The following is a 25215-nucleotide window of genomic DNA, read 5'->3' as shown; positions in this document are numbered from 1 at the left end:
ACTGCGCTCACCGACGCCGGGCATATCGTGTACTGCGGCGCAGCCCTTGGCTATTCGGCCGGGATCGTGGGTGGGGCGAGCAGACCTTGGACGACACCGACCCCGGCGCCGACCGCCGCGCCGATCGCGATGGCAGGCGAAGCGACGAACCCGTAGCCGACCGCCGCACCGAAAATAGTGGTAACGACCGTCCCGGTCGGAAACATCGGCAGTCCGGCGATGGCACCGGAGATCGCGCCGATGACCAGACCTATCGACGCGACAGGGGCAGCCACCATACTGCCTACCGAGGCGCCTATCGCGCTGGCGCCGACGACATCTGCCGCGATACGGTCGGAACGGGACGGTTCGAAGCCCGCCGAATCCAAGACCTGCGCGATGCTTGCTTCCGGCCCCGCGATCGCGTCGTTGATCACCTTCCCCTGTTCGGGAGTCAGGAAGTCCGGCCTGCCGACCACCAGCGAACCGATGCGCAGTGTGCCGGGAGGTGCTTCGATCGGCGCGACCGGAGGAGCCATAGCGCTCAGGTTGGGCAGGTGCAGGTCCTCCGGGATAACGGGAGCGAGTTCATTCGGGTCCGGCATCGGCCGGTTGGTGCTCAAGTCGTTGCGGCCGGCCGAAACCGGCGGTGTCTCCGGCGCGGGGGGCGGGGCCGGGAGGATGCCGGGCGGCAGGAACGGGGCCAATGGGGCCAATGGAGCCAAAGGATCGAAAGGCGCGGCGACCGGGGCGACCGGGGCTGCCGGGGCAATGGCCGGCATCGGCTCGAAAGGAAGCTGGATGGCGTTATCCGGTATCAGCGGATGAGCTGAGGCGGTCGCGGCGCCGACCACCGATAGCGGGATCGTGCTCGCGACGGCCAGGGTGGCGGCGCGGCGGAAGACAGGGTGTGCCGGTTTTCTGTGTTTTGCTACGGCCATAGACCTACCACCTCATTCTGAAGAGGACATATACCTACCCTTCTAGTTCGATCCAGGAGGACTTCCGGATACGCGGGAGATGGATTTCTTTTCGATCCGCGATCGGTGTTGCGGAGCCTGGGGTGGCGGATCCATTGGCCGGTGATGTTATTCGGCGGGTCCGGTTTCGCTTTCCGGTTCCGGCTGCCCGGCGGTTGCCGCATCTATCTGCTCGCCGATATAGCGTAGGACGACGGTAGCCATACCGGCGACCGGCACAGCCAGGAAAGCGCCGACAATCCCGTACAACGAGCCACCCGCGACAACGGCCAGCAATACGATGGCGGCGTGTAACCGCATGCTGCGACTCTGCAATACCGGTTGCAGCACATTGCCTTCCAGTTGCTGGACCGCGATGATGATGCCGAGCACAGCCAGCGCGGTGAAGAAACCATTGCCGACCAATGCCACCAGCACCGCGAGCGCGCCGGCGACGAACGCGCCGACTATCGGGATGAATCCGCCGATAAATGTGATCACCGCGAGCACAAGCGCCAGCGGAACCCCGAGGAGTACCAGGCCCACGCCGATGAGTACTGCGTCGATCAGGCTGACCAGTGCCTGGACCCGGATGAATCCGCCGAGCACTGTCCAGACACGGTGGAGCACTTCTTCCACATGTCTGCCGCTGCGTTCGCCGCATATGGTACGCATCCACGGTAGGAAGTGGGCCCCGTCCTTGATGAAGAAGAATGTGAGTACAAGTACCAGAGACGTGGTCACCAATACCGATGCCGCGGTGGTCACACCGTTGAAGATGCCGGTCGCGATCTGCTCGGAGCTCGACTGTAATCGGGAGACGATCGCGTCGACCGCTGAATTCAGTTGTTCGTCACGGATTCTGAACGGCGGGCCCTGAAACCATTCCCGCACCTGATTGATGCCCGTGCTCGCCTTGTCCGCGAGTTCGGGAGCCTGGTCGGCTACCGATGGCACGATCAACGCGATGATGCCACTGAGTACCCCGAGAAAGCCGATGACGGCGAACGATGCCGCCGCCGCGGGCGGCAGACCGCGGGCGGTGAGCCAGCGCACCGGCGGCCACAGCACGGTGGCGACCACCGTGGCCAGCGCCACCGGCAGAATCACCACCCACAACTGAGCGACCAGGAATCCGAGCACCCAGGCACCAGCCGCGATCGCGATGATGCACAGTGCCCACTTGGCCAGCCACAGCAGACCCGTGCCGATGACCTCACCGCGATCTCGTGGGGCACGGTTCTCCGGCCGGTGATTCTCGCCAGCTTCGCTCACGGGCCAAGTCTTGCAGAGCTTATGTGGGGCGGAAGTGCCGGATAGGGGTTCGGCGAGCGTATACCCGGTCTGCGGGTAGGGCATCCTGTTTGATTTCCGGATTGCCGGTTATTGCCAGGAAAAGCGACCGAAAGGGTAATTCGCGTGCGCTGTGTGGTGTTCGGCGCGACCGGTTATATCGGTGGGCGCTTGGTTCCGGAGTTGTTACGGGCAGGTCACTCGGTGCGGGTACTGGCCCGTACTCCGGGCAAGCTCGCCGAAGCGCCCTGGCGTGACCGGGTCGAGGTGGTGGAAGGGGAGGTGACCTCCCCTGGCGCGGTACGTACCGCACTCGCCGGTACCGATGTGCTGTATTACCTGGTTCACTCGCTGACCCGCGCGGATTTCGACACGGTGGATCGGGACGCGGCCACTCTGGTCGCCGCCGAGGCGGCGCATGCCGGGTTGACCAGGATCGTCTATCTGGGTGGTATCACTCCGCGCGGACAGCGATTGTCGCGGCATCTGGCCTCCCGCGCCGAGGTCGGCGAGATTCTGAGCTCCGGGCCGGTGCCCGCTCTGGTGCTGCAGGCCGCGGTGATCATCGGTTCCGGATCGGCCAGTTTCGAGATGTTGCGCTATCTGACCGAACGGTTGCCGATCATGGTCACCCCACGGTGGGTACGCAACGCCATCCAGCCGATCGCGGTGCGCGATGTGCTGTATTACCTGACCGAGGCGGCGAAGCTACCGAGTGGTGCGGGCGGCACCTTCGATATCGGTGGCCCGGACGTCCTGACCTATGCGCAGATGATGCGGGGGTATGCCCGGGTGGCCCAGCTGCCACGGCGGGTGATCGTGCCGGTTCCGGTGCTGACTCCGTGGCTGTCGGCGCAGTGGGTGAATCTGGTGACGCCGGTGCCACGCGCGATCGCCGTGCCACTGATGGAATCGCTGATCAACGAGGTGGTCTGCCGTGACCATGCCATCGCGACGGTCATCCCGGACCCACCCGCTGGACTGACCGGCTATCAGCGGGCAGTGGAGTTGGCATTGCAGAGGACTCGTGCTCTGGATGTGCCGACCAGATGGTCGGATGCCGACCGGCCCGGGATGCCGTCGGATCCGCTGCCCACCGACCCGGCGTGGTCGGGCGGTTCGCTGTATCGGGATGTCCAGGTGCGTTACACCACTGCGGATCCGATGACACTGTGGCAGGTGATCGAGGCGATCGGGGGTGAGCACGGGTGGTACTCCTTCCCACTGGCCTGGTCGCTGCGCGGGTGGATAGACCGGCTCGCCGGTGGCGTAGGTTTGCGACGCGGCCGCCGTGACCCGCACCGATTGCGCGAAGGGGAGGCCCTGGATTGGTGGCGGGTCGAGCTGCTGGAGCGACCGACCAGGCTGCGGCTGCGTGCCGAGATGCGGGTGCCGGGACGGGCCTGGCTGGAGTTGTCGGTCGAGCCGCGCGGCAAGGGCGCTGTCTATCGCCAGTGCGCCTTGTTCGAACCGCACGGACTGGCCGGGCATCTGTACTGGAAGGCCATCGCGCCGTTCCATGTGTTCGTCTTCGGCGGGATGGCACGCAATATCACCGGCGCCGCGGAACAGTTCCGTGTGGAATGACCGGGCTTGCGCGGCGGCCGCGCCGGAACGATGCCGGGGACGGTGAGAATCCCTGCGGCGATTCGGTGGTCCCGGTCAGCCGATCACAGCGTTCATGATGGTGCCCGCACTGGTGGCGATGACGCCGCCGATCATGGCTCCCGCCACCATCTTCGGCGATTCCAGTCCGCCTCCGGTCCACTTCTCCCAGGCGAAACGGCCACCGGCGTAGATGATGCCGCAGATGCCCGATAGCAGCACGAACCATGTCAGGTAACGGACCAGTTGCATGAACTTGTCGGAGATCGGCGGTGCTTCCGGAGTGGGATTGCCGATCTGCGCCAGGGTGTCATAAGCGGCGGCCAGGATCATCGTCGTTCACTCATTCTGGATTCGGGACAGGGACGGTAACGCTGTGGTGCTGTGACGCAGTAATACTGGGGACGCGGGGATACTGAGATCAGCTGCCACAATCGTATCCGTTCACTCGCCTCGATGCAGTCGGGTCGGCCCAGTCGCGGTGACGCGCGCACCGGAGCCGTCATCCCGTATCCTCGGCGGTGGCCGGAATCATCGGTGATCGAACGGCTTTCGTGCAGCAGCTCGGCGATAGCAGTGGAGTATGGGGAGTAGACGGTGAGCAGCATTCTGGCTACGGTCGGTGACACATTCACGACACTGGCGCAGATCGATAATCCGATTCCAGAGCCACCGCCGTTGGCGGACAAGATTTTACAGTTCGTCCGCTACTTCACGTGGTTCGCGCTGATGTCGGGCATCATCAGCATCATCTACGCCGGTGGCCGTTTCGCCTGGGAGAAATGGTCCGGCGGATCACAGTCGCCGAAGATGGTGGCGGGAGCCATGATCGGCGGTGTCGTCGCCACCAGTGCGGGCACCATCATGAACGCTGTCTTGTCGATCTGATCGCGTGGCACCGCGGTCCTCCGGCTCGGGCTTCCTCTCGTCACGGCAGAGGGACAGGCGTCGTGGTCGGCCGATACGGCTCCCGGTGTGGTCGGTCGCAGCGCCAGGCGCTGTGGTTTCTGCTGTGCATACGGCCCACTAGCTGGTCTTTGACCTGCGGTTTTCTCTTCGAGGTTTGGCTATACTCCGGTGCGGATCTCGCGGTGCCCGTAGGATCGGAGGCGGAGCAGATCATGGATGACAGGACCGATGGCAGGGTCACGGTGTCGCGTCGCACGGCGCTCGGTATTGCGGCGACATCGGTGGTCGCGTTCGGATTGACGGCGTGCGGTGGATCCGACCGCACGGACTCCGGCACGGGCGTTTCCCCCGATGAGGCCGTCGCGATCGCCAGGGAAGCCTATATATTCGGTTACCCGCTGGTGTTGATGGACGTTACCCGCGTGATGGCGGAGGCGACCACACCGATAAATCAGTTCCGGCACCCCGCATCACTGCCGACCCCGATGCAGCGCGAGGTGGTACGCCCCAGTCTCGACATCCTGAATTCGACAGCCTGGCTCGATCTGCGGAACGAACCGATGGTGCTGCAGGTCCCGCCGATGGACCGGCAGCGATGGTGGCTGGTGCAACTGCTCGATGCCTGGAGCAATACGGTGCACAGCCCAGGCAGCATACGCCCGCGGGCCGTATCGGCCGCACCGCCGTATGGCTATGTGGTGACCGGACCCGGATGGTCCGGTACGTTGCCGGAGAATCTCACCCCGTTGGCGATGCCGACACCGACGGTGTGGTTGATCGTCAGGATCCAGGTCGACGGCGTCGCCGACCTGCCTGCTGTCCGTGCCGTCCAGCAGCAGTTGACGCTGGTTCCGTTGAGTGTGTGGCTCGCGGGTACCGGCTCTTTCACACCCGTCACACCGCCTGCCGTACCGCCTATCGCATCGCCGCCGGCCGCGCAGATCGAGGCAATGGCCCCGCGTGTGTTCTTCGACCGGATGTGCGCGGTGATGGCGAACGAGCCGTCGGCTCCCGCCGATGAGCCGACTCTGAGCCGTTTCGCCACGATCGGTATCGAACCGGGTGGCCGGGTCGGGGTGTTGTCCGATGCCGTACTCGCCAAGGCGGTGAGCACCGCGCAGCGTCAGATCCCGGTGTACATCGATGAGACGACGATCAAGGAGAACGGCTGGGTCTATATGCCCAGTATCGGCCATTACGGGACGAATTACCTGTTGCGGGCCGTTATCGCCTGGAACGGTCTCGGTGCGGCCCGTTCCGAGGACGCCATCTATCCGACGCTGTTCGCCGCGACCGACGCCGCGGGTAGTACGGGCCGCTTCGGGCTGCACTTCGCGCCGGGCATGTTACCGCCGGTCGACGCCTTCTGGTCGCTGACCCTCTACGGCCCCGATCTCTATCTGTTGCCGAACCAGGCGAAGATCTATGCCGTCGGCCACCCGGCCCCGGTGGTGCTCAATTCTGATGGCTCCCTGGACATCATTCTGCAGTACGCCGATCCCGGGGCGAGTGTTCCGAGGGGGAACTGGCTGCCCATCCCGGAGACGGGCCAGTTCTCCCTGACATTACGTATGTACGCGCCGAGGGCCGAAGCAGTGCAGGGGATCTGGCAGCCTCCGCCGCTGCTGCCACTGCGGTGATCCGGTCTTGGTTGATCTCCTGACCGATCCGCGGGGTGCATCGCGGGATCGATGCCGCTGTGCCTCGGCGACAATATTAGTAAACAAGTTTTACTAAACACTGTTCATCGGCTTCTGTCTGTGCTTCCATCGATGTGGATCTGATTCCGTAGCGCTGCGGAGTCTGCGTCCGGACCAGACCGGGAGGATTCAGCCGTGACCATGCCCTCGATCCCCGCAGGATTCGATTTCACCGACCCAGAACTTTTCACTACCCGGCTACCCATCGCGGAGTTCGCCGAGCTGCGCCGCACCGCTCCGGTGTGGTGGTGTGCGCAGTCACCGCAGACGAATGGTTTCGCGGACAGCGGTTATTGGGTTGTCTCCAAGCTCGATCACATCAAAGAGGTCTCCAAGAATCCGGAGGTGTTCTCTTCCCAGCAGAACACGGCGATCATCCGGTTCAGCGCGGACATCACCCGCGAACAGATCGATATGCTCGGCGGTACGTTGCTGCTGAACCTCGACCCGCCTAAACACACCAAGATCCGCCGCATCATCTCCAAGGGATTCACCCCGCGCGCCGTGGAAAGCCTGCGCGCCGCGCTGACCGAACGCGCCGACCGGATCGTGCACGAGGCCAAGAAATCCGGCAGCGGCGACTTCGTCGAGCAAGTAGCTTGCGAACTGCCACTGCAGGCCATCGCCGAACTGCTCGGCGTCCCGCAGGAGGACCGGAAGAAGCTCTTCGACTGGTCCAATCAGATGATCTCCTACGATGACCCGGAACTAGAGGGCGACCAGCACGCCGCCGCTGCCGAAGTGACCAGCTACGCGTGGAACATGGCCGAGCAGCGGCGGGCCTGCCCCGCGGCGGATATCGTCACCCAGCTGGTGGATGCCGATATCGACGGCGAGCATCTGAGCTCCGATGAGTTCGCCCTCTTCGTCATCTTGCTGGCCGTAGCCGGTAACGAGACCACCCGTAACTCGATCACCCACGGGATGAAGGCATTCGTCGATAATCCCGGGCAGTGGGAGCTCTATCGGCAGCAGCGCCCACGCACCGCACCCGATGAGATCGTCCGCTGGGCCACTCCGGTGATCGCGTTCCAGCGCACCGCGACTCGGGACACCGTCCTCGGCGACCAGGAGATCAGGAAAGGCCAGCGGGTCGGATTGTTCTACAGCTCGGCCAACTTCGATGAGGACGTGTTCACCGACCCGTTCACCTTCGACATATCACGCGATCCGAACCCCCATGTGGGTTTCGGCGGTACCGGCACACACTATTGTGTCGGCGCCAACCTGGCCAGGCTGCAGATCGATCTGATGTTCAATGCCATCGCCGAGGTGATGCCGAACCTGCGGCAAGTGGCCGAACCGGTGCGGCTACGCTCGGGTTGGCTGAACGGGATCAAACGCTGGGAGGTCGAATACGCTTGAACGACCGGGTACCACAGTCCAAACCACGAGGTCGCGCGCCATTGGTGACCGGCGCCGAGATCCGGCGGGTCGCCACCACGCTGTTGGTCGAGCAGGGGCCCGATGCGGTCACCTTACGCGCTATCGCACGTGAACTCGGTGTTACCGCTCCCGCGCTGTACCGGTACTACAGGTCGCTGGAGGATCTGTTGGAGCGGTTACGGCTGGACTTCTGCGCCGATCTGGCCGAGGAACTGACTGCCGAGATCGCCACGCTGCCCGATGACGGCGTGGTGCAGTTCTTCGCTATCTGCCGGGGATTCCGGCGCTGGGCGCTGGCGCATTCCAGGGAGTTCACCCTGGTGTTCGCCTCGCCCGGCGGCGGGCGCAGACCCGCGTCACAGCGGTTCGACGAGCCGTTCGCCCGGGTTTTCCTTGCGGCGGCGGGCCGGATCCTGGCGAACTACGACATCATCACCCCACCCACCGATGTCATCCCAGCGGAGCTGCGTGATGAGCTCGTGTATTTCCAGACGGAGCTGCTTGCGGCGGTGGCGGAAGCGGGGCAGAAGTTCCCCGCCGAGAAACTGGATCTCGGGGTGACCTACCTGATGATCCAGATCTGGGCGCGGCTCTACGGACATGTCACGTTAGAGGTATTCGGTAACTACCCGATACCGCTGGGCAATCCGGAAATTCTGTTCGATGCCATGCTCGACGATCTGGGGCGAACGGCGGGCCTGATCGCCGGGTGAGCCGCCGCCGGACGAGTTGCTCGCCCTAGATACGGGCACCCTTGGCACGGTTACAGGCTCGACACAGGATCTGGAGGTTGGCGGCACTGGTCGCGCCGCCGCGGCTGAGCGGGATGATGTGGTCGAACTCCAGATAGTGTCCGTCGCCGCATTCCACGCATACGCCGCCGTCGCGCTGCCACACCTGTGCCTTCACCTCTTGCGGGATGCTGCGCGTATCGCGCTGGCCAGGGGTGAGTACGAGGCGTTTGGCCACCCGCAACGTACCGGCCAACGCGGCGGCGACATAGTCGGGATCGGTGACGGCGAACCTCGCGCCGCCGCGCGCCGAGGTAGCCGCGATCACCACCGTGTCTTGTTCTGTGTGCACTGAAACCACTCGCGACCAAGGCATTTCGATGCCTGCGCTATCGCTGACGAAGCGCAGCTTCTTATTGCTCGCGATCAACCTGCCTTCGGTGAGTTTGGGTCCGCGGGTCAGCTGACGCACATGGGTCGCGGGCAGATCCACATGCACGGTCTCTTCCGGATCCAGATGCAGACCCGGTGTGCGGACCACGGGCAGGTCACCGTTCTCCAGCCGATGCAGTGCGTTCCCGCGCTGCATTCGCCTGCGCAGATCCTCGATCAGCGGGCCGCTGAGTGCCAGTTCGGTGACCGACTGTTCGAACAATTCCAGCTCCGCGTCCCTGACCGCACCATCGGCGAAGGCGAAAGCGACCAGACGTTCCAGGTAGCTCAGCGCCATATCGCGTACCGCGAGTGTGCCCGCTTCGGCGTGGATGCGCTGATAGCGCAATGACGCCCACAGTGCCGCCCATTCCGGCCCGCGTGGGCCATGGGTGGTGAGCACCTGCCAGGCACGGGTGTGCCAGTGGGCGAGGTAGTGCTCGATCTCCCGTTCGCACTTTTCGCAGGGGGCCATCCCGCCGAACAGCTTGCGGCGCAGTGGGGTCGCGCAGCGGTCGCAGTGTCTGCTGTCGGTTGGTCCGAGCAGGTAACTGTCTTCGGTCCACGCCGAGCCGTCCCACCAGCGCATGCGCCACTGATCCTCCGGGTCGGGATGCCAGTCGGCGCGCTCCGGGTTGGGCGGGGGTGCCGCAGGTGCGGCTTCCTGGACGTATCTGCTCAGATCGACCGGGCGGCCTTCCGGTGCGCGGTGTCCGGCGGATGGCTGCGCGTGATCGAGTAGACCGGTGCGTGACCTCGGTTGTTCGGCGACTCGCGTGCTGAGCCGTTCTCCTCCAGATGAAGTGCGGGCCTGCCGGTGTGGCCGGAAGGGGTTGGCCGGATGCGTGGTGCGGGTCGGTTCGGACGGATCGTTGACCTGTACGCCGAATTCGGTGACCAACCCGGGAAGGCCGCCTGCCCAGCCCTGGCCGACGGCACGGAACCGCCACTGCCCGTCACAGCGATAGAACTCGCCGAACATCAGTGCCGATACCGTGTCCGTATCCTCGATCTCGAAAGTCACGACCACCCCGTCGACGGCGTGCACGGTGACGGTCAAATCGTGGATATCGGTGAAGATTCCCTCGTCCAGCGAGCCCGCGACGACGATACGGTCGATATCCGCTTCGGTACGTGGCAGCGAGACACTCAGTCGCGCAGTGCGTGGTGCTGGTTCCTGGTCGAGCGTCACCGCTTGGGAGACGTGTCGCGGCGCATTGTAGAACACGAGATCCCGGTCGGAGCGGACAGTTCCCGAGGTATCGAGCAGCAAGGCGTGCGCGTCGACCGCATGGTCCGAACGCCAGGAAACAACCACGGCGAGCAGGGATGTCGGTACCGGTGCATGCGCACCCTTGCTGAGTTTCATCGTCTTCGAACTATGCCACGCTTGTCCGACACGCCGAATTCGCGAGGATATTTCCTGGTGTGGCGATAGGGCGTGGGCCGCGGGCTCGCAGTACTCGGCTCGGTGCGCTCAGCGGGAGGCGTGATCGGTGGCCGCGCGTGCGGTGGCGGCCGCTTTGAGCAGCACTTCGTGGTACTCATCGGCTGGATCGGAATCGAGCACGATGGCGCCGCCCGCACCGATCCGCCACTGGCCGTCGTGGCGCACCGCGGTGCGGATCACGATGTTCAGATCGGCGGTGCCGCCGAGGCCGAGGAAGCCGATGGTGCCCGAATAGATCCCGCGCGCTTCGGTTTCCAGTTCATCGATGATTTCCATGGTGCGTAGCTTCGGGGCGCCGGTCATCGAGCCGCCAGGGAAACACGCGCGCAGGCAGTCGACCACGCCGACATCCGGTCGCAGCGTGCCGCGCACCGTCGACACCAGTTGATGCACCGTCGCGTACTGCTCGGTCGCCATCAGGGATGGCACTCGGACGCTGCCGATCTCACAGACCCGGCCGAGATCATTGCGCAGCAGGTCGACGATCATCAGGTTCTCCGCCCTGGTTTTCGGGCTGTCGGCCAGTTCGCGGCGCAATCGCTCATCCTGTTCCTGGGTGGCCCCGCGCGGTGCGGTGCCCTTGATCGGCTTGCTCTCCACACTGCGGTGGCGATCGATTTTGAGGAAACGCTCCGGTGATGAGCAGGCGATATCCAGGTCGTCGAAACGCAGGTAGGCGGCATAGGGCGCGGGATTGCAGCGGCGCAGCGTGCGGTAGAAACCGAGGCCGTCGGCAGGGGCGGCGGGAATCGTCGCGGTATCGGTCAAGCAGATCTCATAGGACTCACCCGCGTGCAGCCGTTCCTGGCAGATGGCGATATCGGTGAGATAGCGCTCCCGGCCGCGGGTGAGCAAGGGCGCGACGGCGGCACTGTCCTGCGGTAATGCGAGAGGCGCCGGATTGGACCAGGTCGGAAGGGTTTCCAGGGTGGCCCGAGTGGTACGCAGCCAGTCCGCGCCCGCGCGGGCGGTATCCGGGGTGTCGCTCAGTGCGAGCAGATGCGTCTGTCCGCTCATATGGTCGACCACCACGATTCGATCGGCGAAGATCCACTGCGCGTCCGGAGTCGGCGCGCGATGGACCGTGTTCCCGCCGCAGTCGGCTTTGACCTCGTAGCCGAGGTAGCCGACGTATCCTCCGGCGAAATCGAAGGGAAGGTCGGGTACTTCGCATCGGCGCGCGGTCAACTCGGTGGAGAGGTAGTCGAGGATTCCGCCTGCGACGGTGCGTCGCTGTCCGCTGGACGATTCCACCGTCACGGTCCCCTCGCCAACGCGGTAGCGCACCACCTCCGCCAGTGGGCCGCTCGCGTCACCGAGGAAGGAGAAGCGGTCAGCCCCCGGCTCCACGTGTTCGCTGTCCAGCCAGAATGCGGTGTGGGAGTCGCTGTATAGCTGGGTGAACGCACTTTCGGTATCGATTGCCCGCTCGATCACCTCCCGCTGCAGCTGTAAAGGCCGTGGCGGTGGAAAATCCTGGGTGCCCGGTGCGGTGCCGCGTGCGCGCGTCGGCTCCAGCGGTCGGCGCGGTGCGGTATCACCTGTGAGAAACCGTGCTTCCCCGGAGTGGGCGGAGAGCCCTGAGCTTGTGGAGAGCCCGGAGCGTGCGGTGAGTTCCGCGAAGTTGCGCAGCAGCTGAGCGCCGAACTCACCGGCGATGGACTCCGGGTGGAATTGCACGCCCCATTGCGGTCGTATGCGATGGCGCACCCCCATGACCACGCCATCGGCGGCCACCGCGGTGAGCTCGAGTTCGTCCGGTAGCGGTTGCGGGGCGCACAGTGAGTGATACCGCACGGCGGTGAAGCCCTGTGGGATACCGGCGAACAGCTCCCTGCCGTCGTGCTCGATGCGATCGAGATAGCCGTGTCTGGCAGTGGGTGCGGTGGTGACCACACCGCCCGCCGCGCGCACGATGCCCTGATGGCCGAGGCACACCCCGAGTAGCGGCAGGGCGGTCTCGCGGATCACCGCCGCGGAGATGCCCATATCGCGTGCCACCTCCGGTCGCCCCGGCCCCGGTGAGATGACCACGTTGTCGAAGCGATCGAGCTCGAGCTCGGCGACCGTATGCGCCTCGTCATTGCGCACCACCGTCGGCTCGACCCCGTTCACCTCACTGATCAGCTGATACAGGTTATAGGTGAACGAGTCGTAGTTGTCGATCAACAGCGTGTGCATGGTTCCCGAAACCCTACGCCGCGCCGCTAAGGGCAAACTGTTGGCATATGCCCCCAGTTTGCTGGCGCGGTGGGGCAGAATGTGGGCATGTCTGTTGCGCAACCGGCCGATGTAGATCCAGCGGTCGTCGATTTCGCTGTCGTCGGAAAGTGGATGGATGAACAGGGGTTGCCCGCGGGCGAATTCGAGGATGTGACCGCTCTCGGCGGCGGAACGCAGAACATCATGCTTCGTTTCACCCGTGGCGGCCGGGCGTACGTACTGCGTCGCGGGCCCAAGCATCTGCGGGCCAAGAGCAATGAGGTGATCCGGCGGGAAGCCCGTCTGCTCAGCGCGCTCGGTGGCACCGAGGTGCGAGCCCCAAGGATGATCGCGGCATGCCCCGAGGAATCGGTGCTCGGCGCGGTCTTCTATCTGATGGAACCGATCACTGGTTTCAACCCGCAGAACGAGCTGCCGGAGCCGCATGCGAGTGATCCGGAGATCCGCAGGCAGATGGGCCTATCCGCGGTCGAGGCCATCGCCAGGCTCGGTGCACTGGACTACCGGGCGCTCGGCTTGGCCGATTACGGTAAGCCGGAGGGCTTTCTCGAGCGTCAAGTGCCGCGCTGGCTCGGTGAGCTCGAATCCTATTCGGCCAATGCGGGCTATCCGGGGCCGCGGATCCCCGGCGTCGAGGCGGTGGGCGACTGGCTGGAACGGCATCGTCCCGCGCAGTGGACCCCCGGTATTCTGCACGGCGATTGTCATCTGGCCAATATGCTGTTCTCCTTCGACAGTCCGCAGGTGGCGGCGATGGTCGACTGGGAGATGTCCACCATCGGTGACCCATTGCTCGACCTCGGCTGGCAGCTCGCCACCAGGGCGGAGCCGGGCACCGTCGCCGCGGCGCTGTTCGGCGAACTCGGCCGGGTCGGTGGATTGCCGACGGCGGAAGAGATGATCGCCCACTATGGTCGATTCTCCGATCGTGATCTCGACGCCGTGTCCTGGTACACCGTGCTGGCCTGCTTCAAGCTGGGCATCGTGCTGGAGGGCACGCACGCGCGCGCCTTCGCGGGCAAGGCGCCTGCGAAGCTCGGCGACTTCCTGCACACGATCACACTGGAGCTCTTCGAGCAGGCGCACCGCCTGATGGAGTGACTGTCGGCATCTCGCCGATAATTGGCTGAATATCGCTGGCAAGTGCTATTCAGCCACTTCTAGGGTGAGGGCATGTCAATTGCCCCCGATGTCAAAGACTGGACCTGGGTGCTCGAACGCGCCTGTCCCGAATGCGGTTTCGATGCCACCGCCACTGATTACGCGGACGTGCCCGCGTTGACCAGGGCGGCGGCCACCCGCTTCATCGCGGTGCTCGGCCGCCCCGATGTTCGTGCCAGGCCGGACGATTCCACCTGGTCCGCCCTGGAGTACTGCGCCCACGTACGCGATGTGTGCCTGCTGTTCGATGTCCGCCTCGGTATGGTGCTGGCCGGTGATCCGGCAGGGGAGATCCCGCGCTTCGCCAACTGGGATCAGGATGCCACCGCGGTGGCCGAACGCTACGGCGAACAGGATCCGGACCGGGTGGCCGCGGAGCTGGGTGAAGCGGCCGAGCGTATCGCGCACTCCTTCGAATCCGTGCCGCGGGCCCGGCGTGGTCTGCGTGGCGCACGTAGCGACGGGGCGGTGTTCACGGTGGATTCGCTGGCGCGGTACTTTCTGCACGATTTGATCCATCATCTGCGCGATGTGCGCGCCCCGGAAGGGGTGAAGTAGTAGAACTGCAACGTGTTCTGAATCGATGCAACCTAGTAGCTTCGAAATTTTGGGCTAACACTAGAACGCGTTCCACTTTTCTCGTAGTGTGGGTGCAGTCACATGTTAAGCACGCGCATGCGAGAGGGTCGACAGGAATGAAGACAAAGGGTGCGATCCTGTGGGGGATCGACCAACCGTGGTCGGTGGAGGAGATCGAGATCGGTGATCCGGTCGCCGGTGAGGTGCAGATCCGGCTGGAGACCGCCGGTATGTGCCACTCCGACCATCACATCGTGACCGGTGCGACCCCGATGCCTGCCTTCCCCGTGATGGGTGGGCACGAGGGCGCCGGTGTGATCACCAAACTCGGTCCCAACTGCCCGCCCGATCTGCAGATCGGCGATCATGTGATCCTGTCGTTCATCCCGGCCTGTGGCCGCTGCCCGGCGTGCGTCGCCGGGCATATGGCGTTGTGCGATCTGGGCGCGGGGCTGTTGCTCGGCCAGTCCATCAGTGACGGCACCTTCCGCATCCAGGCGCGCGGCCAGAATGTCATCCCGATCTGCCTGCTCGGTACCTTCGCCCCGTATATGACGGTGCATCACACCTCGGTGGTGAAGATCGATCCGAGCATTCCGTTCGAGGTGGCCTGTCTGGTGGGCTGCGGGGTGCCGACCGGCTTCGGCTCGGCCACCCATGTCGCCCAGGTGTCTCCGGGGGATACCGTGGTCATCGCGGGTATCGGTGGTGTCGGTATGAGTGCCCTGCAGGGCGCGGTACTGTCCGGGGCCTCGAAAGTCGTTGCCGTCGACCCGAATCCGTGGAAGCGGGAACAGGCACAGAAATTCGGCGCCACGCACACCTACGAGAGCATGAACGCCGCGATCCTGCCGCTGATGGACGCCACCGAGGGGCGGATGGCCGAGAAGGTCATCCTCACCATGGGTGAGATGCATGGCGAGTACATCGAAGAGGGCTTGATCCTCACCGCCAAGACGGGCACCCTCGTGGTCACCTCGATGGGGCGGATGGACGAGAACGACGTCAAGCTGAACAGTTTCCTCATGTGCATGCTGCAGAAGACGGTGAAGGGCTGCATCTTCGGTGGCGGCAATGCCCGTCAGGACGCACCGCACCTGCTCCGGCTGTACAAGTCCGGTCAGCTCAATCTGGATGACATGGTCACCCGTACCTACTCCCTGGAGGAAGTCAACCAGGGTTACCAGGACATGCTGGACAGCAAGAATATTCGCGGCATCATCAAGTACACCGAAGCCGACTGGTAGACCGGTCCATTCGGGTTCGGCGGGCGATCGGTTCGATCGGCCCGGCCGGACTCGCCGCATCGAGCGCAACCGCGGCGTTCGGTCCCTGATGAACACCGCAGTGGTGGTTTATCGGTCACGGTGGGGCAGTCCGCACCGCACGGGTCTCGTAGGCTTGCATCGTGCGCTCACTCGAACAGATTCGGGAATGGCCGGTTCGGCATGCGGCGGCCGCGGTGGTCACCGCCGACGGTGGTATCGCGATGGAAGGCGATGTCGACCGGGTATTCCCGCTCGCTTCGGTGACCAAGCCGCTGGTGGCTTATGCGGTGCTGATCGCGGTGGAGGAGGGCGCGGTCGAACTGGACCAGCCCGCAGGCCCGCCCGGCGCCACCGTGCGTCATCTGCTGGCGCATACCTCCGGGCTCGCCTTCGACACCACCGATGTGCAGGCCGAACCCGGCGCCCGGCGGATCTACTCCAGCGCGGGCTTCGAGGTACTCGCCGAGTTCGTCGCCGAACAGAGCGGGATCGAGTTCGCCGAATATCTGCGGGAGGCGGTATTCCAGCCGCTCGGTATGACGGCCTCGGCGCTGACCGGCCCTGCCGGGCACGCGGGACGCTCTACCGCGACGGATCTCGCCCGCTTCGCCGCCGAGTTGCTGCGCCCGCGGTTGATCTCCACGCAAACCCACGCCGAGGCCACCTCGGTCCAGTTCCCCGGTTGCTCCGGGGTATTGCCCGGCTACGGCTCGCAGCGCCCGAACGACTGGGGGCTCGGCTTCGAGATCCGTGACGGCAAGACGCCACACTGGACCGGAAGCGCGAATTCGCCGAGTACCTATGGTCATTTCGGCCAGTCCGGAACTTTTTTGTGGGTCGACCCGAGCGTGGACTTGGCGTGTCTCGCGTTGAGCGACGAGAATTTCGGCGATTGGGCACGAGCGACCTGGCCACCGTTCAGCGATGCCGTGATCGCGGAGGCAGCGGATACACGCGACACGATCGCCGGGTAACACGTGTCCCTTCGGCCACTCCAGTACACTCGAGTAACAGCAGTTCGATGAGTCGTTGGGGAAGACGCTCTCGTCGAAGCTGGAGGTGTTGGTAGTGCGCGCATCGAGTCAGTTCGCGGACGTGGCGGCGGGTGTGGTCTACATTCACTCGTCGCCTGCCGCGCTGTGCCCGCATATCGAGTGGGCGCTGACTTCGGCTCTCGGCGCCCCGGCGAAACTGCGGTGGACGGCACAACCGGCCGATGGCCACCTGCGGGCCGACAGCGAATGGATCGGCCCGGTCGGTACCGCCTCCCGGATCGCCAAAGCGTTGCGCTCCTGGCCGGTATTGCGATTCGAAGTGACCGAAGATCCCAGCGACGGCGTGGACGGCGAACGCTACACCTTCGTCCCCGGTCTCGGTCTCTGGCACGGGTCGACCAGCGCCAACGGCGATACCGTGCTCGGCGAGATGCGCCTGCGCGCCATGCTGCAAGCCAACCGCGAACTCGGCGAGTGCTCCGGTTACGATCTGGCCGCCGAAATCGACCGCGCTCTCGGCACCGCCTGGGACGAAGACCTCGAAATCTACCGTTATGGAGCGGAATCGGGCGCCGAGGTCACCTGGCTGCGGCGCGACGTCGGGTAGTGCGCGGGCCGCGCGGCGGATACCGGTGGCGGCACCGCGTATTCAGCCGGATGTGGGTCGGCGCTGTCTGCTGCCCGGTGGCGTGTGTATTCACGGCAAACGCGGACTGCGTCGGTGCGGTGAACGTCGCTGCCAGGGCCGGGATGGCCCCTTCTGCCGCCTAGCGACAGGACAAGCTCCACGGGCTCAGCCAGGGGAGGAGCTATGGGAATTGGGATATAGTTCGCGAGAACGGCTGATGGTATGAGGGGGATCGATGCGCGGGACTGCGAAAGTTTTCGTTGTGGCAGCCGGTCTGATCGTGGGAGTGGCGTCGGCTGGTTGCGGGTCTTCGGCGGAGGATGATCCGAAGTGGTCGGCGGTGCCGAGAACGGTGACCGAGTCGGGGTTGCTGGTGCAGGTGCCGAAGGGGTTCGATCCTTGTACGGATGTGCCGCAGAGCGTACTGGATTCGGAGCGGTTGCATGCGGCTGTCGTGCCGAATCGGGCGGATTATGACGGTCCAGGGGGAACCAGATGGCGTGGGTGTGCCTGGGTACAGTCCAATGGGTATGCGGCCAGTGTCAAGGTGACAAATGTGACGATCCCATATGTCCGTAGTCGGGGCCTTGTAGATCCGCAAGAGTTCACGCTCGCGGGTCGTGCGGCGATTTCCACGCGGCGCGGTTCCAAGCCCAGTGAAACGTGTGTGGTCAATGTCGAGATGATCGGTGGCAGCCTCGAAGTGTTCCTCGACAATCCGCCTTCTCGCCGGCATACGGGGCATCTCGACACCTGTCAGTTGGCTCGTACGTTGGCGGAGAAGGTCGCGCAGGTGTTGCCTGCGGGGGTATGAGTCCGGGACACCGAGATCGATCAGGGAGGGACGAGCGAGATGAGTGCGGAAGGTACGGCGGCGGGGCCGTTGGCGAATCTGATCACCGAGGCCAGGGAGGGCCGTTTGGGGCTGCGGGTGGAGCCGGAAGATTTCGTCTACATCGACCGTGACTGCCAGCGATTCATGGACTTGATCCAGGCTATGCAGAGTAAGGCGAAGGAGATTGCGGATATCGAGAACGGCGGGTGGGGCCTCGGTGAGGACAATCCGCGGTTGACTTCGGCGCAGACGCTGGTCGGGCGGTTCCGGGAGAAGGCGAAGGGGTCGGACAACAGCGTGCACGCGGTGCTGGAAAAGCATTACCAGATCGTCGAGGGCATCCAGACATTGCACCGGGAGATCTGTCAGCGATATATGCAGGCCGACAGTGAGTTCGCGGCTCGGGTGCAAGATCTGCTGGCTCGGTTGCCCGAGCAGCCGGCCCCGATCGATCCGGCGCGGAGCGAGCCGGGGAAGGGGCAGCCCGAGGTGGCCGCGGCGGTGCCGAGGGCTGGATCATGAGTGGGAACGAGGCGCCGCGAATCAGTGACGGCGGGGAATGGGTGAAGCAGTTCGCGCATCGGGAGATCAAGGATGCGTTCGACCCGCTGCAACCGACCGAGTCCTTCGGTATCGCCGGGAAGTACAGCGATCTGTCCGCCGAATGGGAGGCCGGTGTCGAGGTCTTCTCGTCCAGCATCCGGAAATCCATCGCCGGTGCGTGGGAAGGACCGGCCGCCGACGCGGCGCTCGATGCCGTCACCCGCTATGCCGCTGCCGCACAGGAGTTGATCGATCCGATGACCCGGTTGAGCAGCCTGGTGTTCGACGCGGCCGAGAACGTCCTCACCACCAGAAACGCCATTCCCGAGGTTCCGGACGAGAAGCCGTGGTGGCATAAGGATTCCTGGCCGTGGGTCGGCATCGCACGGGACGATGTCATCAAGGAGCGGGCCGAGCAGGCCCAGGACGTGATGCGGGCCCACTATGTGCAGCCATTCCTCGGACTGGACACTCGGATTCCGGTATTGCCGATACCGGTGGACCCGGCCGATCCCCTGGATATCGGACAGCCCGGCGGTCCAGGCTACGGTCCGGCCCTTTCCGGCGGGTCCGGTTCCTCGCCTGCGCCTGCTGTCTCCGATCCGTCCGGCGTCGATTCCGGCGATCCGAACCGTTCCCCGGAGCTATCCGGCGAGCAGTCCTTGTCGGATCGGTCGGCATCCGACCAGTCCGGATCCGATCAACCTGTGCCAGAGCGGACAGTGGCTTCGGCGAGCGATTCCGCTACCACCCCGGCCGGTGCGGGCTCTACTGAAACAGGTTCGGCAAGAACCGATCCGAATAAATTCACCAGGGATTCGCCCGCAGGCCCGACTGGTGCGGGTCCGGCTGGTTCCGGTCCGACCGGCGCGACACCGGCCCCAACCCGCACCGGGATGCCGGGTACCCGTGTTCCCGGAGCCTTCGGTGGAGCGGGCGGTAATCCCGGCGGTTCGGGTCGCGGTGTATCGGGTCCACCGGCCGCGTTGGGCCCGAAATCCGGTGCTGCCGCCGCTGCATCGACCACGGCGGCGTCGACACCGGGGCGTGGCTCCGCAGGCCCCCACGGTTACGGTGCGCCCGCTGCCGGGCGCGGCAAATCCGATGAGGACTCCACGCGCACGATCCCGGACTATCTCATCAACCAGGACAACGCCGATGAACTGATCGGCGAACTGCCGAAAGCACTGCCCGATGGGGTGATCGGCGGCGATTGGGACGCACCGCCCCAGCAGCGAACCGAACGCTGAGCAACCTTCCCTCCGCGCGGATCAGGAGCTCGCAGCGCTGGTGTGCCCGCTGAACGGAGGCCGATTCGAACGGATACCGATGCGTGAATGGAACTGGGATAGCGAGGATTTCGCTGCCCTGTGGTACAGCGACGCGAATGACCGATTCCCGCGTCCACTGAACTACCGCAGTCGCTTCACCCACGAAAACGACTTCACCACCCATCGCACCGAGGTGCGGGCAGGCTACTCGTCCGATGAGCTGGAGGAAATCGAGCTCGCACTGCACACACTGTCTGCTTCGCAGCTGAGGATCGAAATCCTCGGTGGTACCCGCAAGCACAAGAGCGGGACCGGCGAGGTGAAGGAGTATCGCGTCGTCGGGGCTCGCACCTACGATCACGCGGTCGTGCTGTCGCAAACTGTCCTCGGCGAGCAGGACGGGCCGATCAGGGTGCGTTTGTTCCGGCCGGAATCGCTGGCGGCATTCCTCGTGCGGTCGATCCCCGCCTGCGCGCCAGGCGCCGAGCCGCAGGCGACCTTCCATGCCGACGATCTTCGTCCGCAGCAGGGCGGTCACCGGCACAGCGCAGCCCGCTGCACCCCGTATGAGCAGTACCAGCGGCTGGTGCATCGCCAGGCCGACGGCGGCGGTGCGGCCGGGCTGCTGATCGGGCCGCTATTGCACCGTCCAGAGCCTGCGCACACGGTGCAGTGGTACGACATCACCGACGACGGCCGGTATACCGAACTCACCGGCCGGAACATCTCGGTCCGCCCGACCAGTCCCCATGATCTGGCGGCGCTGTTCGATACCTGGATCGACCGCGCGCTGCGACAAATCCGAGATGACGAGGATGCCCTGTGGTGAGGTGCTCGTCCGCAGGTGCCGAGCTACGAGGTTTGACAGCTTATCGGGAAACCGAATAGCTTCGGTTCAGTAGTGCGCCGGATAGATCATGGGCTTGCCCAGGAGGACTGTGCTTGATCTATCGCGGTCGTGCGGGTTGCGATCCCAGCCGCAACAGATCGATCGATGAGGTCAGGGGGGTGCATGCTGAAGGCTGATATCGACCAGCTGAACAAGCTCGCGTCGGTGCTCGACGGTATCGGTAAGGATGTCGACGATATCGATGTTCGCACGGGGGCTGGTCTGCTCGCCGATGCTTTGCCCGGATGCACGATTCCGCAGGTTTGTGCGCAGGCGAGTGAACTCGTCGAGGGCGCGTATCTCCGGGTCGCCGGGCGCATGCGCAAAGTATCGGCGCTCACCGAGGAGTGCGCCGATGATCTCGACACCACCGATGCCGAATTCGCCCGCAGGATGAACGCGATCGATGTGATCCCGGTGGGGAGGCGCTGATGCCTACCCGATCACAGGTGGACAAGTGGGACCTCGGTGCGCTCGAGCACTGGGCCGCAACGCTGGTCGAGAAGAACGGTGATTGCCTGCAGCACCTCGACAAAGCGAAGAAACACTTCACCGACGTGCGCGACGACTGGTCCGGCGCGGCATACAACGCGGCCTACGATCGAGTGCTCGAAGACCACGATCAGGGGCGCAAATTGACCGTGGAGGTGGAGGACCTGGCGGAGGTATTGGTCCAAGCCGTCGCCACGCTCGTGTCGTATCGTACGGTGCTCCTCGGCAAGGTCGCCGATGCGGAAGGCGCCGCGCTGACGGTCGCCGACGATTGGCGGGTATCCGGTTCATCCGAAGAAACCGTCGATGCCCACCAAGGGCTGATCAACAGCGCGTATTTCGCGCTGAACGACGCTGTGTCCGATGTCGCCCGCCGCATCACCACCCAGGCCGATATCGTTCGTTCAGCAGGTGATCTCCTCGGGTCGGGTCTCGACGTCTCAGCCGCTGAGGACGAGACCGGGCGGCTCGGACAACAAGACGGTCAGGCCATGGCGGACTGGGCCGACGCACCTGTGTCCATGCGTGATCCCGCTGTTCTGGATCGGATCGCAAGCCAATTGCCTCCGCATCCATTGACGGACGCCGAGCTGAAAGTCCTCGCCGAAGGGGGCGAGGTCGATTCGCTTCCCGAGGAAGTTCAGGACTATTACCGCCAGTTCTACAACTCCGCGGGCAAAGAGGGTGTCCTCGCATTGAGCGAGCATCTGCGAGTTCAGGAGGAGGCAGGCAACACTGTTGCCGCAGCACAGCGGGACTCCTTGGCCAACGGGCTCGCGATCATCAGCAACGAAGATATCGGCACCGGGCGTGGTTCCGATGGAAGACTTCTCGACGCGGGCAGCTATCAGGCGGTGCCTCAGGATATCCGCGAACTCCTCGAGGCACGGGTATCGGACGATTCCTGGCCGGGTGCGAAGGAACACGGGCCTGCGTGGGCGAAGCAGGTGCACCTGGAGGAAGCCTCGCAACTGGCGTCCCTCGTCAACCAGGCCGACCCCGGCTACCAACCGGGCGCCGAGCTGGGTACACAGATGTACCTCAAGGCAGCGGATATGGTTGAGAACCCTGATGGAGGCAGGTACTTCACCGATATCAGCCAGAGCCGGTACGACGGCACCGCAGGCGGCCTTGCGGAATTCGCCGGACGCAACAACGATGCCGCGCACAGGATCTGGACCGGCGAGGGTATGCCGGAGGGCTACGACTCGAAAGAGACGGTACGAGCACTGACTGGTTACGACTGGTCGGAATCCGATAAGGGACGTGGCGCCGCGACCCTCATCGACCGCATCACCGAGGAATCGCAGCTACCGCCCGATGACCCGCGCGGCCACCGTGGACGCGCGGCATTTGTCGAGATGGGTGAGGTACTCGCCTCGGAGGATGTCTGGGAGAACCAGAAAGAGGGATTCGCCAACAGCCCGGAACTCGCGACGTCGGTGAGCAAGGCACTCGCCGCGAATCTCGACGCAGTGAGTACGCCGGGCCGGTTCGCGGGCTATGGGGAGAGTATTGTCCTGGACGACGGTCGGGTCGAACTCCGCGCCTCGGAAGCGAATCGGCTATTGCAACTGGGTGGGTACTCCGAAGAAGGCAGGCTCACTCTTACAGCCGCGGCCGAACAGAGACGTATCGAAGAACTCACCGAGATATTGCAGAAATCTCCGGAGAAGGTACCCAACGCACTTGCGGCGAGCGACGCGGGGACGCTGCAGGGCCGTATCGACCAAGCGATCTCCGACGCACTGGTCCACCAGGACCAACTAAAGGGTGAGGAAGCGCTGAATCCGACCGATGCCTTGCACCGGGCGAAGATGGTCGGTGCGACGATCGCGGGTGAAGTCACCAACGAATTGGCAGGCAAGGTCCCCGGTGTGGGCAGGGTGACCGGAATGACCGGTGTGGACCCTGGTGAGCTCATGGAGGGCAAAGTTCAGGAATGGCTCGGTAAGCCTGAATACGAGTACATGGAACTGCCCGATAAAGCGAACCTGGTTCCCGAAGCCGTAGACAACGCGCACCAGTCTATATTGAATGCCGCGTATGGGGCGGGCACCCTTCCGTCTGAACTGCATACCCCCGAGGGGCCTGTCGATATCCGTAGCATCAATAGCAATTCTCAAATGCTTCGGGTGTTCAATGACTTCCTGGAGGACCATAAACTTTCTCAGTATGTCAAAGACTATGAACAGTCGTATGCCAATCGCCTGGTCGACCAGAAGGACCAGGAGGATGACGAATGATTCGTATGTCATCGACGTCGGTAGTCGCTGTTACGATTCTTGCGGTAGCGATGTCTATTTCTTGCGCCCGGCAAGACATGAATAATGATGCCGTCAGTGCCACCACGACTACGATGAGATCTTCCCCGTACCCGCCCGTGCAGTTCTATACCGAGGTAGCGGTGCCCTTGGAGGGAAGGCTTTTGTCAGCGACACAGTTTGCGCTGGAGATGTCGGTCGAGGATCTTCGTATGCTCGATCCCAGGGAGGCGGACAGTGTTCGCCCGAGATACCGCAGAAAAATAGCACCGGAAGCCGATAAGCGTCTCGACCCATGGCGATCGTCCGGGTTCGTCGACGATACCGGGGGGCTGACACAGCGGGCGGTCGGTGCTAGGGAACTAGTTGACGGAATTGTTGAAGTGACCATATGCGTATACGACACGCCGGGGCAGTACGCGATGTTCAATGATGGCAGAACCCTCGGTCCTGAAGCGAGCGACCCATTCCCATACTCGCTACTTCGCCCGCAGGTTCAATGGACCGACCGCCCGGCCGCGGACGGATCCGTGCCGGATGGCCCGCGGTGGTTGTGGGTGGATAACGGCATCGATTTGAAGATGACAAAAGAAGCCATGGCGCAGGTATGTGAGGCGTTCAAACCGGACCCGTTCATCCAGAAAATGCCGGATCCGACGACACCGACCCCGACGCGCTGATTGCACACGATCCATCTGGTATGCATATCAATGCAGCACTGAGCTTTTCATTACCTTGATTGGAAACGTGATACGACGAATCCGGGATGACGAGAATACTGTGCGGTGAGGGCACGATCTCAGACATTCATACCGGTCGGCGATGTTCGAAGCGGACGAGCGGAGTGTTTTGGCGGCATCACAGCCCTGTTCGACCACCATTCGACTACCGTCGGTGACGCACGGTCGGCGGGCTGTGCGCACAGCCGCACTCCGACTGTCCGAGCGCGATCCGACCACCCGTCCGCGCTAACGGCCGAGCCGGCTCGCCAGCCGCGTCGCGTTCATATAGGCGATCGAGATCATCGGGTTCACCCTCGACGAGGTCGGGAAGCAGGAGCCTTCGGCCACAACGAGATTCGTTACCTTCCAGGTGGCACCGTCCGGATCGGTCGTCGATATCTTCGGTGAACCGCACATCCTGGCCGAGCCCATGATGTGCAGAGCACCCATCGCGCAGCACCCAGGACCGTATCCGGTGGTGCGACATTGCGTGAAGAAGTCGTCCCTGGTGCCGGGCCGCGCGGGCTCATGGACCGCCGTCGATTGATGACCGGTGTAGATCCTTCGGGCGCCCGCAGCCTCACCCGATGCTCAGGGCGAATGCGCGTGAGTCCCAGATATCGAGCAAACGAAGAAACGCGCGGCGCTCGGTTGCCCGCGGATTACGGCCGAGCAGCTCGGCGACTACGTCGACGGTGCCGAGGTCGGTCGCCCGGGGTTGCTCGCCCTGCTCCGGGAGGAACGTATCGCAGATCAGCCCCAGCGTATGGCGTTGTCGCTCGGTGAGTTCCATGGTCACCTCTCTGGCCCGACCCGTGTGGTGAAAACGTGGTCGCAGGTTCGTCAACCTGTTGGCGAACTGCCGAGAGCGCGGGATGGCTACTTCTCGTTCGGTCCGGTA

Annotated in this window: 24 protein-coding genes; 17 read left to right on the top strand and 7 right to left on the bottom strand. The window is 64.2% G+C overall.

What is annotated here, in order from left to right:
* Positions 1-50: 50 nt before the first annotated feature.
* Together ACL02S_RS10420 and ACL02S_RS10415 are read right to left on the bottom strand one after the other, a co-directional pair.
* Entirely contained in the window at positions 51-920 is an 870-nt protein-coding gene (locus ACL02S_RS10420; protein ID WP_412802155.1) for a hypothetical protein, read from the bottom strand.
* A 147-nt stretch (positions 921-1067) separates the two neighbouring features.
* Entirely contained in the window at positions 1068-2213 is a 1146-nt protein-coding gene (locus ACL02S_RS10415) for an AI-2E family transporter (protein WP_412802154.1), read from the bottom strand.
* Between the two features lie 144 nt (positions 2214-2357).
* On the opposite strand from ACL02S_RS10415, the gene ACL02S_RS10410 reads away from it, so the two are divergent.
* On the top strand, positions 2358-3818 hold the full coding sequence (locus ACL02S_RS10410) for an SDR family oxidoreductase (protein ID WP_412802153.1): 1461 nt from the start codon (positions 2358-2360) through the stop codon (positions 3816-3818).
* 75 nt (positions 3819-3893) lie between these two features.
* On the opposite strand, the gene ACL02S_RS10405 is transcribed toward ACL02S_RS10410, so the two are convergent.
* Positions 3894-4169, bottom strand: coding sequence for a hypothetical protein (locus ACL02S_RS10405; RefSeq protein WP_412802152.1), 276 nt, complete (start codon positions 4167-4169; stop codon positions 3894-3896).
* 264 nt (positions 4170-4433) lie between these two features.
* Between ACL02S_RS10405 and ACL02S_RS10400 the strand changes: the two genes are divergently transcribed.
* The 4 genes from ACL02S_RS10400 (at position 4434) to ACL02S_RS10385 (ending at position 8544) form a co-directional block, all read left to right on the top strand.
* The gene (locus tag ACL02S_RS10400) at positions 4434-4724 is read left to right on the top strand and encodes a hypothetical protein (RefSeq protein WP_412802151.1); all 291 of its coding nucleotides are present in this window, start codon (positions 4434-4436) and stop codon (positions 4722-4724) included.
* Between the two features lie 233 nt (positions 4725-4957).
* The gene (locus ACL02S_RS10395; protein ID WP_412802150.1) at positions 4958-6385 is read left to right on the top strand and encodes a DUF1254 domain-containing protein; all 1428 of its coding nucleotides are present in this window, start codon (positions 4958-4960) and stop codon (positions 6383-6385) included.
* Between the two features lie 195 nt (positions 6386-6580).
* Complete coding sequence (locus ACL02S_RS10390) at positions 6581-7810, top strand: cytochrome P450 (protein WP_412802149.1); 1230 nt, start codon at positions 6581-6583, stop codon at positions 7808-7810.
* On the top strand, positions 7807-8544 hold the full coding sequence (locus tag ACL02S_RS10385; RefSeq protein ID WP_412802148.1) for a TetR/AcrR family transcriptional regulator: 738 nt from the start codon (positions 7807-7809) through the stop codon (positions 8542-8544). Before ACL02S_RS10390 ends, ACL02S_RS10385 begins: the two co-directional genes overlap by 4 nt.
* 25 nt (positions 8545-8569) lie before the next feature.
* Here ACL02S_RS10385 and ACL02S_RS10380 read toward each other — a convergent pair whose 3' ends face one another.
* Both ACL02S_RS10380 and pabB read right to left on the bottom strand, forming a co-directional pair.
* Positions 8570-10363 carry a TerD family protein gene (locus tag ACL02S_RS10380; RefSeq protein ID WP_412802147.1) on the bottom strand — a complete coding sequence of 598 codons (1794 nt, stop codon included), beginning with the start codon at positions 10361-10363 and terminating at the stop codon, positions 8570-8572.
* 108 nt (positions 10364-10471) lie between these two features.
* Positions 10472-12625 carry an aminodeoxychorismate synthase gene (pabB, locus tag ACL02S_RS10375; RefSeq protein ID WP_412802146.1) on the bottom strand — a complete coding sequence of 718 codons (2154 nt, stop codon included), beginning with the start codon at positions 12623-12625 and terminating at the stop codon, positions 10472-10474.
* Positions 12626-12712: 87 nt separating this feature from the next.
* Between pabB and ACL02S_RS10370 the strand changes: the two genes are divergently transcribed.
* From ACL02S_RS10370 to ACL02S_RS10315, 12 genes are all read left to right on the top strand, one after another.
* Positions 12713-13768: a phosphotransferase family protein gene (locus ACL02S_RS10370; protein WP_412802145.1), complete on the top strand. Its 1056-nt coding sequence runs from the start codon at positions 12713-12715 to the stop codon at positions 13766-13768.
* 72 nt (positions 13769-13840) lie between these two features.
* Positions 13841-14386 (top strand): DinB family protein, encoded by a 546-nt coding sequence (locus ACL02S_RS10365; protein WP_412802144.1) that lies wholly within the window; start codon positions 13841-13843, stop codon positions 14384-14386.
* Positions 14387-14523: 137 nt separating this feature from the next.
* Positions 14524-15654: an NDMA-dependent alcohol dehydrogenase gene (locus ACL02S_RS10360; RefSeq protein ID WP_412802143.1), complete on the top strand. Its 1131-nt coding sequence runs from the start codon at positions 14524-14526 to the stop codon at positions 15652-15654.
* A gap of 161 nt (positions 15655-15815) precedes the next feature.
* Positions 15816-16649 (top strand): serine hydrolase domain-containing protein, encoded by an 834-nt coding sequence (locus ACL02S_RS10355; RefSeq protein ID WP_412802142.1) that lies wholly within the window; start codon positions 15816-15818, stop codon positions 16647-16649.
* Between the two features lie 94 nt (positions 16650-16743).
* Positions 16744-17277: a DUF3145 domain-containing protein gene (locus ACL02S_RS10350; RefSeq protein WP_412802466.1), complete on the top strand. Its 534-nt coding sequence runs from the start codon at positions 16744-16746 to the stop codon at positions 17275-17277.
* A gap of 256 nt (positions 17278-17533) precedes the next feature.
* Complete coding sequence (locus ACL02S_RS10345; RefSeq protein WP_412802141.1) at positions 17534-18112, top strand: DUF3558 domain-containing protein; 579 nt, start codon at positions 17534-17536, stop codon at positions 18110-18112.
* 39 nt (positions 18113-18151) lie between these two features.
* Positions 18152-18655, top strand: coding sequence for a hypothetical protein (locus ACL02S_RS10340; protein ID WP_412802140.1), 504 nt, complete (start codon positions 18152-18154; stop codon positions 18653-18655).
* Positions 18652-19926, top strand: coding sequence for a WXG100 family type VII secretion target (locus ACL02S_RS10335; RefSeq protein ID WP_412802139.1), 1275 nt, complete (start codon positions 18652-18654; stop codon positions 19924-19926). The genes ACL02S_RS10340 and ACL02S_RS10335 overlap by 4 nt, the downstream gene beginning before the upstream one ends.
* A gap of 79 nt (positions 19927-20005) precedes the next feature.
* Positions 20006-20776, top strand: coding sequence for an ESX secretion-associated protein EspG (locus tag ACL02S_RS10330; RefSeq protein WP_412802138.1), 771 nt, complete (start codon positions 20006-20008; stop codon positions 20774-20776).
* 183 nt (positions 20777-20959) lie between these two features.
* The gene (locus ACL02S_RS10325; protein ID WP_412802137.1) at positions 20960-21268 is read left to right on the top strand and encodes a hypothetical protein; all 309 of its coding nucleotides are present in this window, start codon (positions 20960-20962) and stop codon (positions 21266-21268) included.
* Positions 21268-23574, top strand: a complete 2307-nt coding sequence (locus ACL02S_RS10320; protein ID WP_412802136.1) for a TPR repeat domain-containing protein — start codon at positions 21268-21270, stop codon at positions 23572-23574. Before ACL02S_RS10325 ends, ACL02S_RS10320 begins: the two co-directional genes overlap by 1 nt.
* Positions 23575-23711: 137 nt before the next feature.
* Positions 23712-24272: a hypothetical protein gene (locus ACL02S_RS10315; protein ID WP_412802135.1), complete on the top strand. Its 561-nt coding sequence runs from the start codon at positions 23712-23714 to the stop codon at positions 24270-24272.
* 288 nt (positions 24273-24560) lie between these two features.
* Here the strand turns inward: ACL02S_RS10315 and ACL02S_RS10310 are convergent, their stop codons facing one another.
* Complete coding sequence (locus ACL02S_RS10310) at positions 24561-24764, bottom strand: GMC oxidoreductase (RefSeq protein WP_412802134.1); 204 nt, start codon at positions 24762-24764, stop codon at positions 24561-24563.
* A gap of 130 nt (positions 24765-24894) precedes the next feature.
* The gene (locus ACL02S_RS10305; protein WP_412802133.1) at positions 24895-25107 is read right to left on the bottom strand and encodes a hypothetical protein; all 213 of its coding nucleotides are present in this window, start codon (positions 25105-25107) and stop codon (positions 24895-24897) included.
* Positions 25108-25215 lie beyond the last annotated feature (108 nt).

The sequence above is a fragment of the Nocardia spongicola genome (assembly GCF_047200775.1).
Classification (GTDB): Bacteria; Actinomycetota; Actinomycetes; order Mycobacteriales; family Mycobacteriaceae; genus Nocardia.
This window is presented reverse-complemented; position numbering and strand designations above follow the sequence as displayed.

Coding starts and splice junctions, on each gene's coding strand:
- ACL02S_RS10310 (WP_412802134.1), bottom strand. CDS start 24,764: ATGGGTGCTCTGCACATCATGGGCTCGGCCAGGATGTGCGGTTCACCG.
- ACL02S_RS10405 (WP_412802152.1), bottom strand. CDS start 4,169: ATGATCCTGGCCGCCGCTTATGACACCCTGGCGCAGATCGGCAATCCC.
- ACL02S_RS10365 (WP_412802144.1), top strand. CDS start 13,841: ATGTCAATTGCCCCCGATGTCAAAGACTGGACCTGGGTGCTCGAACGC.
- ACL02S_RS10370 (WP_412802145.1), top strand. CDS start 12,713: ATGTCTGTTGCGCAACCGGCCGATGTAGATCCAGCGGTCGTCGATTTC.
- ACL02S_RS10305 (WP_412802133.1), bottom strand. CDS start 25,107: ATGGAACTCACCGAGCGACAACGCCATACGCTGGGGCTGATCTGCGAT.
- ACL02S_RS10360 (WP_412802143.1), top strand. CDS start 14,524: ATGAAGACAAAGGGTGCGATCCTGTGGGGGATCGACCAACCGTGGTCG.
- ACL02S_RS10395 (WP_412802150.1), top strand. CDS start 4,958: ATGGATGACAGGACCGATGGCAGGGTCACGGTGTCGCGTCGCACGGCG.
- ACL02S_RS10325 (WP_412802137.1), top strand. CDS start 20,960: ATGCTGAAGGCTGATATCGACCAGCTGAACAAGCTCGCGTCGGTGCTC.
- ACL02S_RS10330 (WP_412802138.1), top strand. CDS start 20,006: ATGCGTGAATGGAACTGGGATAGCGAGGATTTCGCTGCCCTGTGGTAC.
- ACL02S_RS10420 (WP_412802155.1), bottom strand. CDS start 920: ATGGCCGTAGCAAAACACAGAAAACCGGCACACCCTGTCTTCCGCCGC.
- pabB (WP_412802146.1), bottom strand. CDS start 12,625: ATGCACACGCTGTTGATCGACAACTACGACTCGTTCACCTATAACCTG.
- ACL02S_RS10340 (WP_412802140.1), top strand. CDS start 18,152: ATGAGTGCGGAAGGTACGGCGGCGGGGCCGTTGGCGAATCTGATCACC.
- ACL02S_RS10380 (WP_412802147.1), bottom strand. CDS start 10,363: ATGAAACTCAGCAAGGGTGCGCATGCACCGGTACCGACATCCCTGCTC.
- ACL02S_RS10345 (WP_412802141.1), top strand. CDS start 17,534: ATGCGCGGGACTGCGAAAGTTTTCGTTGTGGCAGCCGGTCTGATCGTG.
- ACL02S_RS10320 (WP_412802136.1), top strand. CDS start 21,268: ATGCCTACCCGATCACAGGTGGACAAGTGGGACCTCGGTGCGCTCGAG.
- ACL02S_RS10335 (WP_412802139.1), top strand. CDS start 18,652: ATGAGTGGGAACGAGGCGCCGCGAATCAGTGACGGCGGGGAATGGGTG.